Source organism: Wenzhouxiangella sp. 15190 (genome assembly GCF_003417465.1).
Lineage (GTDB): Bacteria > Pseudomonadota > Gammaproteobacteria > Xanthomonadales > Wenzhouxiangellaceae > Wenzhouxiangella.
This window is the reverse complement of record NZ_QVMV01000028.1, coordinates 246,484-260,461: the sequence shown is the minus strand read 5'-3', so window position 1 is coordinate 260,461 and position 13,978 is coordinate 246,484. Positions and strand designations below refer to the sequence as shown.

Annotated in this window: 16 protein-coding genes; 7 read left to right on the top strand and 9 right to left on the bottom strand. The window is 64.4% G+C overall.

Annotated features, from left to right (window positions below):
• Window positions 1–129 precede the first annotated feature (129 nt).
• The 7 genes from DZK26_RS08240 to DZK26_RS08210 are packed head-to-tail and all read left to right on the top strand — an operon-like array spanning window position 130 to window position 6,226.
• Window positions 130–723, top strand: a complete 594-nt coding sequence (locus DZK26_RS08240) for a HyaD/HybD family hydrogenase maturation endopeptidase (RefSeq protein WP_116897695.1) — start codon at window positions 130–132, stop codon at window positions 721–723.
• The gene (locus DZK26_RS08235) at window positions 720–1,151 is read left to right on the top strand and encodes a hydrogenase expression/formation C-terminal domain-containing protein (RefSeq protein ID WP_116897694.1); all 432 of its coding nucleotides are present in this window, start codon (window positions 720–722) and stop codon (window positions 1,149–1,151) included. Before DZK26_RS08240 ends, DZK26_RS08235 begins: the two co-directional genes overlap by 4 nt.
• Window positions 1,152–2,249 (top strand): hydrogenase small subunit, encoded by a 1,098-nt coding sequence (locus DZK26_RS08230; RefSeq protein WP_116897693.1) that lies wholly within the window; start codon window positions 1,152–1,154, stop codon window positions 2,247–2,249.
• A complete protein-coding gene (locus tag DZK26_RS08225) occupies window positions 2,246–2,914 on the top strand; it encodes a nitrate reductase (RefSeq protein WP_116897692.1) in 669 nt (222 codons plus the stop codon). The genes DZK26_RS08230 and DZK26_RS08225 overlap by 4 nt, the downstream gene beginning before the upstream one ends.
• Window positions 2,911–4,212, top strand: coding sequence for a (Fe-S)-binding protein (locus DZK26_RS08220; protein ID WP_116897691.1), 1,302 nt, complete (start codon window positions 2,911–2,913; stop codon window positions 4,210–4,212). Before DZK26_RS08225 ends, DZK26_RS08220 begins: the two co-directional genes overlap by 4 nt.
• 3 nt (window positions 4,213–4,215) lie before the next feature.
• On the top strand, window positions 4,216–5,961 hold the full coding sequence (locus tag DZK26_RS08215) for a nickel-dependent hydrogenase large subunit (protein WP_116897690.1): 1,746 nt from the start codon (window positions 4,216–4,218) through the stop codon (window positions 5,959–5,961).
• Window positions 5,962–5,983: 22 nt separating this feature from the next.
• A complete protein-coding gene (locus DZK26_RS08210) occupies window positions 5,984–6,226 on the top strand; it encodes a hypothetical protein (RefSeq protein ID WP_116897689.1) in 243 nt (80 codons plus the stop codon).
• Window positions 6,227–6,265: 39 nt separating this feature from the next.
• Here the strand turns inward: DZK26_RS08210 and DZK26_RS08205 are convergent, their stop codons facing one another.
• From DZK26_RS08205 to DZK26_RS08165, 9 genes are all read right to left on the bottom strand, one after another.
• The gene (locus DZK26_RS08205) at window positions 6,266–7,924 is read right to left on the bottom strand and encodes a complex I subunit 5 family protein (RefSeq protein ID WP_116897688.1); all 1,659 of its coding nucleotides are present in this window, start codon (window positions 7,922–7,924) and stop codon (window positions 6,266–6,268) included.
• Window positions 7,921–9,396, bottom strand: a complete 1,476-nt coding sequence (locus DZK26_RS08200) for a proton-conducting transporter membrane subunit (protein ID WP_116897687.1) — start codon at window positions 9,394–9,396, stop codon at window positions 7,921–7,923. Before DZK26_RS08200 ends, DZK26_RS08205 begins: the two co-directional genes overlap by 4 nt.
• Window positions 9,393–10,871 carry a complex I subunit 5 family protein gene (locus tag DZK26_RS08195; protein ID WP_116897686.1) on the bottom strand — a complete coding sequence of 493 codons (1,479 nt, stop codon included), beginning with the start codon at window positions 10,869–10,871 and terminating at the stop codon, window positions 9,393–9,395. Before DZK26_RS08195 ends, DZK26_RS08200 begins: the two co-directional genes overlap by 4 nt.
• Entirely contained in the window at window positions 10,864–11,196 is a 333-nt protein-coding gene (locus tag DZK26_RS08190) for an NADH-quinone oxidoreductase subunit K (RefSeq protein WP_116897685.1), read from the bottom strand. The genes DZK26_RS08195 and DZK26_RS08190 overlap by 8 nt, the downstream gene beginning before the upstream one ends.
• A complete protein-coding gene (gene mbhE / locus DZK26_RS08185; protein ID WP_181918320.1) occupies window positions 11,193–12,164 on the bottom strand; it encodes a hydrogen gas-evolving membrane-bound hydrogenase subunit E in 972 nt (323 codons plus the stop codon). The genes DZK26_RS08190 and mbhE overlap by 4 nt, the downstream gene beginning before the upstream one ends.
• The gene (locus tag DZK26_RS08180) at window positions 12,161–12,442 is read right to left on the bottom strand and encodes a monovalent cation/H(+) antiporter subunit G (protein WP_116897683.1); all 282 of its coding nucleotides are present in this window, start codon (window positions 12,440–12,442) and stop codon (window positions 12,161–12,163) included. Before DZK26_RS08180 ends, mbhE begins: the two co-directional genes overlap by 4 nt.
• 6 nt (window positions 12,443–12,448) lie before the next feature.
• Window positions 12,449–12,712, bottom strand: a complete 264-nt coding sequence (locus DZK26_RS08175; RefSeq protein ID WP_116897682.1) for a monovalent cation/H+ antiporter complex subunit F — start codon at window positions 12,710–12,712, stop codon at window positions 12,449–12,451.
• The gene (locus DZK26_RS08170; RefSeq protein WP_181918319.1) at window positions 12,705–13,208 is read right to left on the bottom strand and encodes a Na+/H+ antiporter subunit E; all 504 of its coding nucleotides are present in this window, start codon (window positions 13,206–13,208) and stop codon (window positions 12,705–12,707) included. The genes DZK26_RS08175 and DZK26_RS08170 overlap by 8 nt, the downstream gene beginning before the upstream one ends.
• A gap of 81 nt (window positions 13,209–13,289) precedes the next feature.
• On the bottom strand, window positions 13,290–13,823 hold the full coding sequence (locus DZK26_RS08165; RefSeq protein ID WP_181918318.1) for a two pore domain potassium channel family protein: 534 nt from the start codon (window positions 13,821–13,823) through the stop codon (window positions 13,290–13,292).
• Window positions 13,824–13,978: the final 155 nt, after the last annotated feature.

Genomic DNA, 13,978 nt, shown 5'->3' with positions numbered 1-13,978 from the left:
ACGGGGCCAAGGTCATCCCCGGCAATCGGCCGACACAAAAACGCGTCAATTGATACAAATCAATACCTGGCAGCCGCGGCGGTGGTTGAATGGAAAGCGTCAAAATGGGTCAAGGGAGGTTGGACCACGATGCAGGATACGTCCCCACGAATCCACCAGGCACAGGATCGCCCGGATAGCGATCCGGCCGGTTTCGCCGATGTCACGGCGGATTCCGGTGCGATCGGCACGGTCGACCGGCCGGCGCAGGAAGCACCGCCGAGCATCGTGGTCATCGGTATCGGCAATACCCTGCTCGGCGACGACGGTGTCGGGGTGCACGTGGTCGAACAGCTGCGCGAGCGCAACCTGGACAAGCCGATCGCTTTCTTCGACGGCGGCACCCTGAGCTTCAGCTTGCTCGAGCACATCGAATCGGCCGACCGGCTGATCATCGTCGATGCCGCCTATCTCGATTCCCCGCCGGGCACGGTCGCGGTCTTCCGCAATGCCGAACTGGAACATTTCCTGACCACCAGTCGCCGGCCCAGCGTGCACGAAGTCAACTTGCTCGACGTACTCGGTGCGGCGCGGCTACGCGGCCGACTGCCGGCCGAATACGCCCTGGTGGCGATCGAGCCGGGCGTCGTCGACTGGTCTTCTCAACCCTCGCCCGCGGTGGCTCCTGCCGTCGAAGAGGCGAGTGAGCGGGTTACCGAACTGATCGAGGCGGCATTGCCATGAATACCGGTCAACTCCTTCCCCTGCGCGTCAAGACCGAGCCGCCGCCGGCGCCGGGTGACGATATTCTCGGTGGTGGCGTTCGCGCCCTCGGCTACGAGATCGCCGCGCGGCTGGAGACGCTGCACGAGACCGGCGAGTCGGGTGCCATCGACATCAAGTCGATTCCCATGGCCGCCGCCGAATTCGAATCGTTCCGCCAGATGCTCGGCCAGGGCGAGGTGGATTTCACCCTCGAGCTCGATGGGCAGACCCGCATTCGCGAGACCGCCTTTCCAGGCGTTTGGTGGATACAGCACAAGGATCCCGAAGGCCAGGTCGTGGCCGAGCATATCGAGATCAACCACGTGCCGGACCTGTTGCGGGCGCAGGCCGAGGAGATCGGTCAGGCCGCCGACGCGTTGCGCGCAAGACTCAACGGAGAAACGTAAATGACCCAATCCGACAACAATCGCTCCAGTCAACCGACGATCGGCCAAGTCCTCGATGAACGCGGCGTCAGCCGAAGGCGTTTCATGAAATTCTGCACCGCGATGGCATCGTTGATGGCGATGCCGCCCATGATGACTTCCGCATTGGCCCAGAATCTCCGCCAAGCGCGCCGGCCGTCGGTGATCTACATGCCGTTTCAGGAATGCACCGGCTGTCTCGAATCATTGACGCGCTCGTTCTCGCCGTCGATCGAGAACCTGTTGTTCGACACCATATCGCTCGATTACAACCACACGCTGTTCGCGGCCGCGGGCACGGCCGCCGAGGCGGCCCGGCACGAGGCGATGGAGGCGAACTGGGGCGAGTACATTCTCATTGTCGACGGCTCGATTCCGCAGGGCGCGGGCGGTGTCTACGGCACCAGCGCCGGCGAGAGCTTCGTCGACCAGCTCCGCCACGCGGCCGACGGTGCCGCGGCCATCCTCTGTGTGGGCACCTGCGCGTCGTTCGGCGGCATACCCTATGCCAACCCCAATCCGACCGGGGCCGTGCCGGTTTCCGAAATCATCCACGACCGGCCGATCATCAACGTGTCCGGCTGCCCGCCGATCCCGGCGGTGATGACCGGCACCATCGTCCATTACCTGACCACCGGCGGCGTCCCGGATCTGGACAAGTACGGCCGGCCGTCGGTGTTCTACGGTCAGTCGATTCACGACCGTTGCTATCGTCGCCGCTTCTACGACGAGGGCAAGTTTGCCAAGAGCTTCGACGACGAGGGCGCGCGCAATGGCTGGTGCCTGTACGAACTGGGTTGCCGCGGGCCGACCACCTACAACGCCTGCGCCACGGTCAAGTGGAACGAAGGCACCAGTTTTCCGATCGAGTCCGGCCACGGCTGCATTGGTTGTTCCGAACCCAATTTCTGGGATCAGGGCGGCTTCTACGAGCCGGTCACATCCAAACTGTTCGAGGATCGCGGCCAGATCGGGGGCGCGGCTGCGGCCGGCGTGGCCCTGGGCGCGGCCTCGGCCTATGCCGCGAGCCGGCGCAAGAAGAAGCGGTCCGAGACGGCCGGTGAGGAGGAATCATCATGACCATACTGGAATTTGCCCGCGGCCCGATGCTGCATTTCGCGCTGGCGGTATTCGTGCTCGGGGTCATCTGGCGCATCGTCACGATCCTGTTTCTGGGTTTCAAGCGTTACCACAGCGAGCCCCGCAACGGGCTGGTGAAATCCCTGATCGGCGGCATGACGGTGACCGGATCGCGGTCCTGGCCGCACAAGGAATTCATCGGTCGCACCGGCGCCGGGGAAGCGATCGGGTACGGTTATCACATCGGCCTTTTCATCATCGTTCTGCTCGGCACACCGCACGTGGTGTTCTGGAAGAACCTGTTCGGCGTGAGCGCGGGCTGGTGGCCGACCCTGCCGGGCGGGGTGGTTCATGTGCTGTCCATCCTGACCGTCACACTGTTGCTGATCGTGCTCATTCGGCGGATCTCTCACCCGGTACTGCGCCGGCTGTCGAATTTCGATGACTACTTCAGCTGGTTCATCACCTTCACCGTGATGGTGACCGGTGTGATGGCGGTGTTCGGCCTGGGTGGCCGCTACGAAACGATACTGGCCTGGCACATCATCAGCTTCAACGTCCTGTTGATCTGGTTCCCGTTCGGCAAGCTGATGCACGCGTTCTTCATCTTCCCGACGCGGGCGGTTGTCGGCTATCTGCAATCACGCAAGGGAGCGGCGACATGAGCACTACGACCCAGACTTATTCCACAGCAAGCGTCGACATGCCGGATGAAAGCCGGCAGGCGCATGCAATGAAGAGTTTCGCGCAGGATTTCGGGGCAGTCAGTGCGCTGCAAATCGAAGCCTGCATCCATTGCGGCATGTGTGCCGATGCCTGCCACTACTTTCTCGCGACCGAGGATCCCAAGTACACGCCGATCCTCAAGGTCGAGCCGTTCAAGCAGGCCTACAAGCGTGAGTCGAGCGCTTTCGCTCCCTTCTACCGCCTGCTGGGTCTGAAAAAGGAGGTGAGCGCCGACGAGTTGCAGGAATGGCAGGAACTCTTGTTCGACAGTTGCAACATGTGCGGTCGCTGCAGCCTGATCTGCCCAATGGGTATCGATATCGCCACGCTGATCGAGAATGCCCGCCGGGCCATGTTCGAGGCCGGGCTGGCGCCCGACGAACTCTATCAGCGTGCCCGCGAGCAGGCCGATTCGGGGCAGCCGGAAAAGAGCGAGGAAGGCTATTCCGACCGCATCGCGGCGATCGGGCGCGAGCATGGCATCGACATCCCGATTGACCGGGACTCGGCCGAAGTACTGGCCTGTGTCCCGCGTACCGACCTCGAGCAGTATCCCGAGGCGGTCGTGGCGCTGGCGAAAACGCTCAAGCACCTCGGCGCCGACTACACTTTCCGCAGCGAGTCGCTGGTGGCCGAGAACTACGGTTACTACGCCGGCAGCCGCGACTGGCAGCGAAAGATCAGTATGCGCATCATCGACCAGGCCCGCGAGATCGGGGCGAAACTGGTACTGGTGCCCGAGTGCGGCCATGCCTACACCGCGCTGCGCTGGCAGGCGGCCGAGCTTGCCGGGGAAGAATTGCCGTTCCGGGTCCGCCACGTCACCGAATTCCTGGCCGAGCAGGTCGCCGATGGCCGGCTCCGGCTCAACCAGGTCGACGACGAGGCCACGGCTTTCCACGACCCCTGCCAGCTGGTCCGCAAGGGCGGCGTGATGGATGCGCCGAGAACCCTGATGCGCGAGCTCGGCGTCAATCTGGAGGAGCTGCCCAACAAGAAGGGCTTCAGCTTCTGTTGTGCCGGTGGTGGCGGGGTCAACGACATCGAGCGCGCCCGTCCGCTGCGCTACCGGGCCCAGGAGCTCAAGCTCCGGGAAGTCGACGGCACCGGTGCCAAGCGTTTTCTGACCAGCTGTTCAGACTGCCGCCTGGCTTTTACCGACGCCAGCGAACATTTCGACTGGGACAAGCGGCCGGAAAGCCTGCTGGAACTGGTCGCGGCCAACATCAAGGAGTAATTCATGTCTAGCGAGACCGTCGTTGTTGATCCCGTCACCCGTATCGAGGGTCATCTGCGGATCGAAGCGGAAACCGAAAACGGGCAGATTACTCAGGCGCTGAGTTCCGGCACCATGGTGCGGGGCCTGGAGATCATCCTGAAGGACCGTGACCCGCGTGATGCGTGGGCTTTCGCGCAAAGAATCTGTGGCGTGTGCACCCTTGTGCACGGCATCGCATCGGTTCGCGCGGTGGAAAATGCGCTGTCCTACGAAATTCCGGCCAATGCACAGCTCATCCGCAACCTGATGATCGGCGCCCAGTTCGTCCACGATCACGTCATGCACTTCTACCACCTGCATGCGCTCGATTGGGTCGATGTGGTCTCGGCACTCGATGCCGACCCGGTGGGTACATCCGAACTGGCCCAGTCGATCTCGGATTATCGACGCTCGTCGCCCGGTCATTTCCGGGACGTCCAGCGCCGCGTGCGCGAGCTGGTGGAATCCGGCCAACTGGGCATTTTCGCCAAGGGCTACTGGGGGCATCCGGGCTACAAGCTGCCCGCCGAGGCCAACCTGATGGCCGTGGCTCATTATCTCGACGCGCTCGAATGGCAGCGCGAGGTTGCCAAGCTGCACACGATCTTCGGCGGCAAGAATCCGCATCCCAACTTCCTGGTGGGCGGTGCGCCGGTGGGCATCAGCGTGAATGAAGGCGCTGGTGGCGGCGGCGCCACGGCCGTCAATCGGGGCGGGCTGGAAAAAGTGCGCGAGATCATCGGGAAGATGCAGCAGTTCGTCGATCAGGTCTATGTACCCGATACCCTGGCGATCGCCTCGTTCTACAAGGACTGGTTCAAGCCCGGTCACGGCGAGGGCATCGGCAATTTCATGTGTTATGGCGATTTTCCGGAAGACGGCACCGATGACGTGAGCAAGCTCCTGGTGCCGCGCGGAGTCATTCTCGACCGCGATCTCTCCCAGATCCATCCGATGGACCTCGATGCCGAAGACGAGATCCAGGAGTTCGTGTCCCATTCCTGGTACAACTATTCGGCCGGCAAGGACGCCGGTCTGCATCCCTACGCGGGCGAAACCGAGCTTGCCTATGACGGCCCCGAGCCCCCCTTCGATCACCTCGATCCGGCATCGACCTATTCCTGGCTGAAGGCGCCACGCTGGCGCGGCAAGGCCATGGAGGTCGGCCCGCTTGCCCGGGTACTGATGCTCTATGCCTCCGGCCATGAACAGACCCGTGATCTGGCCGGGATGGCGCTCGGGAAGCTCGACCTGCCGATCGAGGCCATGTTCTCGACCATGGGGCGGGTCGCGGCCCGAACGCTGGAGACCAAGATCTTTGCCGACATGATGCCGACCTGGTTCGACAACCTGATGGGTAATATCAATTCCGGCGATGTATCCACCTTCAACGATCGTTTGTGGGAGCCGGGTTCCTGGCCCAAGCAGGCCCGCGGCGTCGGGTTCATGGAAGCCCCGCGGGGCGCGCTGGCGCACTGGGTGGTGATCGAGAACGAGAAGATTGCCAACTACCAGGCCGTGGTGCCGTCGACCTGGAACGCCAGTCCCCGGGATCCCGAGGGACAGAGCGGCCCCTATGAAGCATCCCTCAAGGGGCATTCGCTGCATGATGCCGAGCAGCCCCTGGAGATCCTGCGCACCATCCACAGCTTTGATCCATGCCTGGCCTGTGCCGTGCATGTGCAGGATTCCGAAAGTGAAGATCTGGTCAAGGTGAATATCACCTGAAGCATTTGTCGAGGAGCATTTGATGAGCATTACAACGAGACTGATTGCCGGCTTCTTGCTGGCAACCCTGAGCCTTACCGCACTGGCCCATGCGGATCCGGTACCTCACGGCCACGGGTTCAGTTTGTGGGCCGGACTGACACATCCGCTGACCGGCTGGGTCCTGGGTTCGCTGGCGGTTGTGGTTGCTGCCCGCCTGGCGTCCCGATGGCTCGCGAAGGCAGGACGTGGGTCGGTCGCCCGACCGGCTCCGAAAGAGGGCTGAACCTTAGGTTCCTTAGGCTGCCGGCGACCTCGGGGCTGATCAGCCCAGCAGTCCGGGCATGAAGGGAACGAACATCAGTACCAGGATGATCAGCCAGGCCACGAGCGCGATCGCCAGATCGCCGAGCGCGGCCTCGGTCCGTTCGAGAAACACCGTGGCCGGCTTTTCAAGTTGCCTTTCTTCCGCCGCCAGCATCTTCCCGATGTGCGGCATCGCCGGCATCAGCGCGATCAGGTCACCTTCGGGAATGATGGGCAGGTGGTCGCGGCGCAGCCATTTCGCGGCGGCCAGGCTGATGAGGATCCCGATCGCCACCGGTGCGGCCGTCGAGACCAGGTAATCGGGCTTGAACGGGCGCCATACGAGCGCCGGATCCGCCATCAGTACGCCCACCCAGGACACCGCGATCACGGCGATGACCATCATGATCCAGGGGGCGACCCATCCGGGCTCGGACTTGTGTTCCCGCGGCCAGGCGAGAAACAGGAAACGGGTCATCAGGAGCGTGGTGGCCACCGAGCCGGCCAGGAGCACCGGCTCCAGCCAACCGCTTTCGGTTGCCGGAATGGCGCCTTTCATCAGGGTCTTGGCCAATGCCCCGGACGTCAGGGGGGCTCCGGCGACGGCGAGCGCGGGCAGCCACATCAAAGCGCGCGCAAGCGTCGTCCGGGTGTGGGCCAGGTCGACGGATATGAAAAGCGAGGCCTTGGCCAGACCGTGGTGCAGGGCGAACAGTACCGCCGCCGCGGTGAGGATCGCCGCCTGCTCCGGATACAGCAAAGCGAGTCCGACCAGGATTGCGATCAATCCCATCTGGCTGACGGTCGAATACGCCAGCACGGTCTTGGGGCGAGTCTGGGCCACGCCGGCTACCGCCCCGTAGAACGTGGTGAGCACGCCGCCGACGAGCAGCACCAGACCGGTCAGCGTGGCGCCGTCGTAGCCCAGTGGCAGGAATCGCAACCAGCCGATCAGCCCGGCCTTGACGATCACGCCGCTCAACACGGCGCTGGCCGGAACGGGTGCCTGGGGATGGGCCAGGGGTAGCCACATGTGCAGGGGCACTAGCCCCATCTTGATGCCGAAGCCGAGCGCGAACAGCAGCGCGACCCAGGACCCCTGCGGCAGCATGGCCATGAATTCGCTGCCGCGTTCCAGATCGATATTGCCAAAGCTTGCGCCCAGCGCCAGCAAGCCGGCGATGAGCATCCCTTCACCGATCACGGCCATGGTCAGGTAGACGCGACCCGCCCGGAAATCCGCCGGGCGCAACCAGTACACGATGAGACCGTAGGCGGCAAAGGTCAGCGTGGCGTAAGCGGCATAGAAGCTGGCCGCGTCCAGCGTGATGAACACGCACAGGTTGCCCGTCCAGGTCATGAGCCAGAAGAAAAAGAACACGGAACGCCTCTCGGCGGGCAGATTGCCCCGGGCATGCAGGCCGGCCAGGGTCCAGACGATCACGGCGAGCATGAAAAGGGGCAGGGCGGTCGAGTCGAGACCGATGCGCGCGCCCAGGAGTAGCCAGGGCAACTCGACAACCTGACCATGCAGGCTCAAAAGGCCCAGGGCGGTCAGGGGCAGCCAGGGCGCCAGGCGCTGCGTCGGACCGGAGACTCCGGGAATGAACAGCAGCAATGCGGCTATAACCGGCAGGATCGGCAGGACAAAGGCGACGACGGGATAAGCGGACATCATTGGAGAAAGCGCTCCGAGATCAGCATGACCCACTGCAGCGGGCTCATCGGCATACCCGCGAGAAACCCGGAACCGACGGCCAGCAGCACTGTCACCAGGGCCGGCACCAGCAGGCTCGGCGGTGCCTCGCGCCGGTCAGTGTGGCCCCCGGCGGGCGCCACGAACCAGGCCCGGCGCAGCATCGGCAGGAAGTAGGCGGCGTTGAGCAACGTGCTTGCCACCAGTACGCCAATGACCCACCAGGCACCGGTTGTGGCCCCGCCCAGCCCCAGGTACCACTTGGTGATGAAACCGGCGATGGGCGGGACGCCGATCATGCCCAGGGCCGCGAAGGTGAACGCGCCCATGGTCCAGGGCATGCGCCAACCGATGCCATCCATCTGGTCGACATTCTTGACCTCGTGGATTTCGGACAGGTTGCCGGCGCAGAAGAACAGCGTGATCTTCATCAGGCCCTGGTGGACCAGGTGCGCCAGGCCGCCGACGATGGCCAGCGGCCCGCCGATGCCGATTCCCAGGCCGATGTAGGAGACCTGGCTGACCGTTGACCAGGCCAGACGCTGTTTGATGTTGACAGCGCCGAGTGCGCGTACCGAACCGTAGAGGATGGTGAACGCCGCTATCCCGGCGAGCAGATGGTCCATACCCAGTGCCGCGGTCAGTTCCAGCCCGTAGACGTCGAAGACCAGGCGCGCCACGCCGAAGATGCCGACCTTGACCACGGCGACCGCATGCAAGAGCGCGCTGACCGGTGCCGGCGCCACCATGGCCGCCGGGAGCCAGGAGTGCAGCGGGAAGAACGCGGCCTTGACGCCGGTCCCGGCCAGCATCAGGACGAACAGCGCGACAAGCACCGACCGTGGCGCCATGTCCGCTGTGACGAACCCGCCGTGGACGAAGTCGAGCGGACCGGCGATCACATGCAAACCGATGATCCCGATCAGCAGGACCGTGCCGCCGGAAAGCGTATAGGCCAGGTATTTGCTGCCGGCACGCATGGCTTTAGGGGTGCCGCGGTGAACCACCAGCGGCCAGGTCGAAAGCGTAAGCAGTTCGTAGAAAATAAAGAAAGTGAACAGGTTGGCCGCCGAGGCCACGCCCATGGTGGCGGCCACGCAGAGGCTGAAGAAACCGAAGAAGCGCGCCCGGTTGGGCGAGTCCTCGAGATAGCCGATGGCATAGATCGTGGTGACCAGCCACAGGATGGCCGAGAGCGTGATCAGCAGCATGGTGAGTGAGTCGGCATGCAGCGCGAACTCGAGTCCCGGTGCGAGGGCGAAGCGAACGCCGAATTGGTCGCCGCGGGCGACGCCGGCGAGCATGATGCCGACCAGTATCAGCTTGATTACGGCGGCGGCCAGGTTGATGAAGGTCCGCATGCGGCGTCGGTCTTCACCCAGCGCGAAAATGATCACCGATGCCAGCATGGAACTGAGCACCACCCACAACGGCATGGCGGCATAGAGGCTCATCCGCCGACTCCCGTGGGCAAGCCGATCCGGATGACGGGCGAGAGCAGCTGTCCGGCAAAACCCAGTGCGACGGCGCCAAGCGCCAGCAGCATGGGTGGCCAGAACATGCGCCGCGGCAGGTTGTCCGCTATCGGCGCATCGCGAGCCGCGTCGGGGTGCGGCTCGGCCAGGGCGTGGCGCAATACCCGGAATACGTAGGCAGCGGCCAGCAGACCGCCGGCAGCCGCGGCCAGCGCCCACCACCATTGCCCGGATTCAAGTGCGGCATTGATCAGCCACCACTTGCCGAGAAACCCGCCGCTCGGCGGTAGTCCGGAGAGACTGATGCCGGACAGGGCCATGACCATGACGCTGCCGGCGAGGCGATGATCCCGGCGGCTCAGCGACGTGAGCCGGTCGTTGCCGAGCAGGTGAATGATATTGCCGGCGGCAAGAAAGAAGGCGGCCTTGGCCAGGCCGTGGCTGAGGGCGTGATAGACGACGCCCTGCCATGCCAGCAGGGAGGCAATGGGAAAGATCAGCAGGAGATAACCCAGCTGGGCGACGGTGGAATAGGCGATGACGAGCTTCAATCGGGACTGGCGCAGTGCCTGGATCGACCCGTACACGATACCGGCCGTGCCGAGGGCGGCCATGCCCTGGGCCAGCGCCTGGGGCCAGTGGCCGGCGAACGGGCCCAGCCACAGGCGGATGATCAGATAGGCGCCGGCCATGGCCACCAGGGCTGACAGCGCCGCGCTGGCGGCGCTCGGGGCGACGGCATGGGCCCTGGGCAGCCAGGCGTGGACCGGAAACAGCGCGGCTTTCATGGCCAATCCGCCGGTCATCAGCCCCAGGGCAAGCAGTGAAACCGGACCGCCCCAGCTCGACGTCTCCAGAACGCGCAGACTCAACAGTCCGGTCTGGCCATAGACCAGCGCAACACCCAGCAGATAGAAAAGTGAGCCGGCCAGCGCGAAGAGGAAATAGCGGGTGGCGGCCGATACCGCTTCCGGGCCCCGGCTGACGACAACCAGCGATACGGCCGCCAGGGCCGTCAATTCCAGCATCACGTAGATGTTGAACAGGTCCGCAGCCATAAACAGGGCATTGAGTCCGCTCCACAGAATCAGCCACAGCGCCCGGAAGCCGGTCGCCGGAAAGTGCGCGTCCACCGGCAGCGAAGCCGATACATACACGTTGACCGCGAGCGCCACGATGCCGGTCAGCCAGAGCATGGCCAGGGCCAGGCCGTCGACATGCAGCTCGATGCCCAGCGGGGCGAAATGCCCGCCCAGCGCCAGGACGAGCGGTCCGGCGCCGACCACTTCCGTGCCGAGATGCCACAGCGGGCCCAGCAACCCGATGGCCAGCACGACGGGCCCGATATCCCGCAGCCTGCGCGAAGGCAACAGATAGACCACAAGCCCGGTCAGCAAGGGACCGAACAGCAACGCCGTGACAGCGGCCATGAGCATGGGGGTTGGCTCAGTCATCGCCCGAATGGCCGTCTCCTTCGCGTCCTGAACGCGGCAGCGTCGCCTGACCGGTCATGGCGCGCAGATAGCGAATCAGGACAAGCCCGAACGCTGTCAGGCTGATCGAGATGACGATGCCGGTCAGTACCATGACCTCGGGAACCGGGTCGGCGCCTGCCTCGGTGGCGCGCGTGGACAGCACGACCAGGAACAGAAAGACGGCCGCGGCCATGATGTTGGCGCCGAGCAGGCGGTGAATCAGTCCGGTGCGCGTGAGCATGCCGTACAGGCCCAAGGCGAACAGCAAGCCGGCTGTGAGCGAAAACGCAAGGATCCCGCTCATGGATGCCGAACCCCCATGTGTCGGGCATGCAGTCCGGGCGTGGCCGAAAACAGGAGTGTCAGGGTCACGGCGATCGAAATCATCAGGGTGAATTCGATCGCCACCGCCGCGGCGCCGGTGGCCCCGGCGGGATAGGCCAGCGGCCACTCGCTCCAGGTGAGCGCCAGGCAGGCGAAGATCGCGAACATGCCCGGGCCCAGGATCAGCCCGAGCCTCAGGAGCACGGGCGTTCGATCCAGCGGTTCGAAACGCCCGGTCAGCGTGTACATGACGCCCAGTGCACCCAGGAGGGCACCGGCCTGGAAGGCGCCGCCCGGCGCTTCCATGCCCGTCCAGAACAGGTACAGGGCCGTCATCAGCAGCACCGGTGTGGCCATGGCAAGCAGGGGATCGACCATCAGCGGCGTGGTCGCTCTCGGTGCGTGCAGCCGGGGCAGTTCGGTTTGCTCCAGCAGGATCCTCACGCCCAGGAACGCGGTCAGCAGCACGGTCACCTCGAGCAGCGTGTCGTAGCCGCGCAAGTCGAGCAGCATGACGGTAATGGGGTTGTCGAGCGGATGGGTGGTAACCGCTTCGGCCAGCGCGGGGGGCACGGCGGCGCGGTTGGCGGCGACCTGGATCATGACGATGCTCAGCACGGCGCCGAGCCCGGTACAGATCAGCGCGGCCGGCCAGCGGCGGCGGACCGTGGAGGGTTCGTCGGGAAGCTCATTGTCGTTGCCGGTGTCGGTCAATGCCGCCTTGCAGGCACTGAGCAATAACGCGCCGGTCAGCCCGGCGCTGATGGCCGCCTCGGCCAGTGCCAGATCCGGGGCGCCGAGCCGCGCCCATGTGATCGCCATGACGAAGCCAAAAACCATGAAAAGAACCACGCTGGCAAACAGTCCCGGTGAGGACACCGCACGCCAGGCCAGCCAGAGCAGGCCCAGGCCCAGCAGGGCATCGAAGATCAGTGACAGCAGGCTCAATGCTCGGGCTCCTCGTCGGCCCAGCGCGCAATCAGGAAGGCCGACACCGTCGCGGCCATCATCGCCAGGGCCCACACGAACAGCAGGTGGATGGTCCCGGTCAGGCTGCCGTCATGCACAGCCAGGCCGGCGCAGATGAACCCCAGCCCGAGGTTGTCGGCCTTGGTCAGTGCGTGCAGGCGCGAGTGGGTGTCGGGAAAGCGCAGCAGACCGACGGTGCCCGCGAGGAAGAAGCTGCATCCGATCAGGATCAGCGCAATGGCCAGCCAGGTGCTCATCGGTATCTAGTCCTTTCCCGTCCTGTGGGGGAGTTGCACGAATGCGATACTGGCGATGGCGGCCAGCATGACGAAGACCAGGGCCACGTGGACCAGGGCTGGCAGGGCTTCGGCGTAGGCGAGCAACAAGAGAACCGCCACGGTCGTGGTACCGAACAGCAACAGCGCCTGAATGCGATCAGCCGGACCGGGACCCCGATAGAGTCGCAGCAGGCCGACGGCGAGGTTGATGAGCAGAAACAGCCCGGCGCTCATTAGGAAGCTATTCATGGTCTTCCTCCAGATCGATCCTGAACATGGCCGCGGTGAGCCGTTCGAGTTTCTCGACTTCGTGCCGGCGGTCGCCGGCGATCGAATTGACCAGCACCCAGTCGCTGCCGAGCCCCCGCGACAGGGTCCCCGGCAGCAGGCTGATGGTGGCGACCAAGACGGTCCGCGGCTGGCCCGGCGGTATCCGGAAATGATGTTTCCAGTTGGTGATCTCGAGCGGGAGCCGGGGATCGAAGGCCCGGCGGGCGATATCGATGCCCCCTTGCAAGGATGCGAAGAGGAAGTGACCGAGGAAGCGCAGCAGGCCGCTCAGGGAAAAGTGCGGCCGTTCCATGGGGGCCAGGCTGCGGCTGACGAATACGGCCAGGGCGACTACGGCGGCCCCGAAGAGCCAGTCACGCCCACCGGTCAGGCCGATCCAGAGCAGGGCCAGGACGAGCGCGAGATGCCAGCCATAGCGGAGCGTGTCCCGGATTCGCCGCGCCCTTGTGGTCACGATGCGGTCGCCCTTGCCGTCGGCTGCGCCAGACCGATTCCCGGGCGGGTGAAAACTCGTGGCCGGTCCATGTCGGTGCTGTCAGGATTGATGCGGTCCGTCGTCATTCCGCTGGGTCCCTTGTCGCGACTCGCGCACCTTATTGCTGCGAGCCTTGATTTTTTCCATGTGCTCGATCAGCCCGTCGGCGGTTTCCCGAAGCAGTTCCAGTTCCTCCAAAGACAGATCCTCGATATGTTCCAGGTTGTCCTCGATGGTGTCGATGAGATTGCGTACAGGGCGCTGAACCGGGCGCATGAAATAGCCGGTCACGGCGGCAATGATGGCGCCGAAATAAATGACCGAGCCGACCACGATCCACGTGCCCCCGATCAGGCGACCGGGATTGGTGACGGGAGAGTTTGCGATACCGGCGGTGGAGAATGCCGCGACCGACCAGTACAGGGCCGCGCCGATGTCCGTGACGGGGGTCCCGGAGACATCGTGTTCGACCCACCACAGGGCGATGCTCGACAGCAGCCACAGTCCGACCAGCAATACGGACAACCGGATGATCGGCGTGCGTTCGACGATGTCGCCAAGAAATTTGATGAGTCGTTGGTGATAGCCCGGCATGCTCCCTCCCTGTCAGAGTCCCGCTCCAACCGTAAACTTCATTTCTCTCAGCATAGCGCGAGCGTGCTGTGGCGTCATCAGGCGATTGTCCGCATTGGCAAACACTCGAAGTATCCGTCGACATTCGCTTCGAGGACCAGGGATTCCCACTTGAG

Excerpts from the sequence above, each read along its gene's own strand:
- DZK26_RS08240 (WP_116897695.1), top strand. The coding sequence starts at position 130 with ATGCAGGATACGTCCCCACGAATCCACCAGGCACAGGATCGCCCGGAT.
- DZK26_RS08235 (WP_116897694.1), top strand. The coding sequence starts at position 720 with ATGAATACCGGTCAACTCCTTCCCCTGCGCGTCAAGACCGAGCCGCCG.
- DZK26_RS08230 (WP_116897693.1), top strand. The coding sequence starts at position 1,152 with ATGACCCAATCCGACAACAATCGCTCCAGTCAACCGACGATCGGCCAA.
- DZK26_RS08225 (WP_116897692.1), top strand. The coding sequence starts at position 2,246 with ATGACCATACTGGAATTTGCCCGCGGCCCGATGCTGCATTTCGCGCTG.
- DZK26_RS08220 (WP_116897691.1), top strand. The coding sequence starts at position 2,911 with ATGAGCACTACGACCCAGACTTATTCCACAGCAAGCGTCGACATGCCG.
- DZK26_RS08215 (WP_116897690.1), top strand. The coding sequence starts at position 4,216 with ATGTCTAGCGAGACCGTCGTTGTTGATCCCGTCACCCGTATCGAGGGT.
- DZK26_RS08210 (WP_116897689.1), top strand. The coding sequence starts at position 5,984 with ATGAGCATTACAACGAGACTGATTGCCGGCTTCTTGCTGGCAACCCTG.
- DZK26_RS08205 (WP_116897688.1), bottom strand. The coding sequence starts at position 7,924 with ATGATGTCCGCTTATCCCGTCGTCGCCTTTGTCCTGCCGATCCTGCCG.
- DZK26_RS08200 (WP_116897687.1), bottom strand. The coding sequence starts at position 9,396 with ATGAGCCTCTATGCCGCCATGCCGTTGTGGGTGGTGCTCAGTTCCATG.
- DZK26_RS08195 (WP_116897686.1), bottom strand. The coding sequence starts at position 10,871 with ATGACTGAGCCAACCCCCATGCTCATGGCCGCTGTCACGGCGTTGCTG.
- DZK26_RS08190 (WP_116897685.1), bottom strand. The coding sequence starts at position 11,196 with ATGAGCGGGATCCTTGCGTTTTCGCTCACAGCCGGCTTGCTGTTCGCC.
- DZK26_RS08180 (WP_116897683.1), bottom strand. The coding sequence starts at position 12,442 with ATGAGCACCTGGCTGGCCATTGCGCTGATCCTGATCGGATGCAGCTTC.
- DZK26_RS08175 (WP_116897682.1), bottom strand. The coding sequence starts at position 12,712 with ATGAATAGCTTCCTAATGAGCGCCGGGCTGTTTCTGCTCATCAACCTC.
- DZK26_RS08165 (WP_181918318.1), bottom strand. The coding sequence starts at position 13,823 with ATGCCGGGCTATCACCAACGACTCATCAAATTTCTTGGCGACATCGTC.